Source organism: Actinoplanes sp. NPDC051633 (genome assembly GCF_040681735.1).
In the GTDB taxonomy this organism is placed as follows: Bacteria; Actinomycetota; Actinomycetes; order Mycobacteriales; family Micromonosporaceae; genus Actinoplanes.
This window is the reverse complement of sequence record NZ_JBFAZH010001121.1, coordinates 1-2,524: the sequence shown is the minus strand read 5'-3', so window position 1 is coordinate 2,524 and position 2,524 is coordinate 1. Positions and strand designations below refer to the sequence as shown.

Here is a 2,524-nt window from a genome sequence, read left to right as displayed (position 1 = left end):
CTGGCCGAGAAGGTCGGGCAGATGCTGCAGCTGGACGCCCGCGGCGACCTCAAGGAGATCGTCACCGGCAAGCTCGCCGGGTCGATCCTGCACACCTCGCCGCCCCGCCTGCTGGAGGCCATCGACCTGGCCGCCGGGACCCGGCTGAGTATTCCGCTGATCACCGCCGAGGACTGCATCCACGGGCACTCGTTCTGGCCGGGCGCGACGATCTACCCCACTCAGCTGGCGATGGCGGCGAGCTGGGATCCGGCGCTGGTCGAGCGGGTGGCCCGGGCGACCGCCGTCGAGGTGTCCGCGACCGGTGTGCACTGGACCTTCTCCCCCGTCCTCTGCATCGCGCGCGACCTGCGCTGGGGCCGGGTGGACGAGACGTTCGGCGAGGACCCGTTCCTGATCGGTGAGCTGGGCGCGGCGATGGTCCGCGGCTACCAGGGCGGCGGCCTCACCGACCCGACCGCCATCCTGGCCACCGCGAAGCACTTCGCCGGGTATTCCGAGACCCAGGGCGGGCGGGACGCCAGCGAGGCCGACATCAGCCGGCGCAAGCTGCGGTCCTGGTTCCTGCCGCCGTTCGAGCGGGTCGCCCGCGAGGGCGTCGCCACGTTCATGCTGGGCTACCAGTCGATGGACGGCGTGCCGATCACCGCGAACCGCTGGCTGCTCAACGACGTGCTCAAGGGCGAGTGGGGCTTCGACGGCACGCTGGTCACCGACTGGGACAACGTCGGGCGCATGGTCTGGGAGCAGGCCGTCTGCGCCGACCTCGCGCAGGCGTCGGCACTGGCCATCAGGGCCGGCAACGACCTGATGATGACCACGCCGGGGGTGTTCGAGGGCGCGCAGGAGGCGGTCGCGCGCGGCCTACTGACCGAGGACGAGATCGATGAGGGGGTACGCCGGATCCTCCGGCTGAAATTCCGCCTCGGCCTCTTCGAGAACCCGCGCGGACCGGACGCGGACCGGCAGGCGGCGGTGATCGGCAGCCCCGAGCACACCGATCTCAACCTCGAGGTGACCCGCCGCTCGCTGGTGCTGCTGCGCAACGACGGCCTGCTGCCGCTCGAGCCGGGCCTGCGGATCGCCGTCCTCGGCCCCAACGCCGACGACCCGTCCGCCCAGCTCGGCGACTGGGCCGGCGACTCCGGCCAGGTCGACTGGATGCCGGACGGCCAGCCCCGCGAGATGATCGAGACAGTCGTCGACGGCTTCCGCGCCTTCTCCGAGAAGGTCACGTTCGCCCGGGGAGCCGACATCGAGCACCTGGTGCCCGACCCGGAGGGCGCCACGTACCCGGACGGCCAGCCCCGCCCGCCGATCTCGGAGGGCGCCCCGGTCGACGAGGCGCAGCTCGCCGAGGCGGTGCGGGTGGCCCGCGAGGCCGACGTGGCGGTCGTCGTGGTCGGCGACACCGTGGCGCTGACCGGCGAGAACAGGTCGACCGCAACGCTGGAGCTGCAGGGCGGCCAGATCGCGCTGCTCGACGCGGTGGCCGCCACCGGCACCCCGATGGTCGTCGTGCTGATCTCCTCGAAGCCGCTCGTGCTGCCCCCGTCGGCGACGAGCGCCAACGCGGTGATCGCCGCGTTCAACCCCGGCATGCGCGGCGGCCGGGCGATCGCCGAGCTGGTGCTGGGCGCGATCGAGCCGTGCGGCCGGCTGCCGATCTCGGTGGCCCGGCACGTCGGCCAGCAGCCGGTCTACTACAACCAGATCCGCGGGCAGCACGGCCGCCGCTACGCCGACCTGACCCAGGACCCGCAGTTCGTGTTCGGCGAGGGGCTGAGCTACACCACGATCGACTACTCGGACCTGACGACCGAGCGGGCGCGGATCGGCCGCGACGAGGTGCTGCGGGCTTCGGTGCGGCTGACCAACACCGGTCGGCGGCCGGCGCTGGAGACCGTGCAGGCCTACGTCCACGACGTGGTCACCAGCGTCACCTGGGCGGTGCAGGAGCTGAAGGCGTACCGGCAGGTGGAGGTGCCCGCCGGGCAGAGCGTCACGGTGACGATCGAGCTGCCGGCCGCGGACTGCACGCTGGTCACCGCCGACGGTGATCGGGTGGTGGAGCCGGGCGCCTTCGAGTTGCGGGTCGGTCCCAACTCTCGCGACGTGCTGACCACGCCTTTCAGCATCACGTGACGCCCTGACAGAATCGGCGCGTGCAGAGCCTGCCGACCGATTTCGATGAGACCGCCCTGGCCGCCGCGCTGACCCGCGAGTGGGGCGTGGCCGTGTCCTCGCTGACCCACGCCCCGGTCGGCTTCGGCAGCCACCACTGGGTGGCGACCGACCCGGCCGGCGGGCGGTGGTTCGTCACGGTCGACGACCTGCGGGTGACGCGGAAGGCCGACAGCGAGTCGCCGGACGCGGCGTTCGGCCGGCTGCGCCGGGCGCTGGACACCGCGCGGGCGCTGCGCGACACCGGGGCGAAATTCGTGGTCGCGCCGATCCCCACCGCCGGCGGCGACCCCGTGGTGCGGCTGGGCGAGGTCTGGGCCGCGGCGGTGTACCCGCTCGT

Annotated in this window: 1 protein-coding gene and 1 pseudogene; both read left to right on the top strand. The window is 72.9% G+C overall.

Annotated features, from left to right (window positions below; genetic code table 11):
- Positions 1–2,145 (top strand): glycoside hydrolase family 3 N-terminal domain-containing protein (locus tag AB0M20_RS37830; RefSeq protein ID WP_364305647.1); only part of this gene is annotated, 2,145 nt, incomplete at its 5' end.
- A 20-nt stretch (positions 2,146–2,165) separates the two neighbouring features.
- A pseudogene (locus AB0M20_RS37825) lies at positions 2,166–2,524 on the top strand (phosphotransferase); the annotation flags it as partial.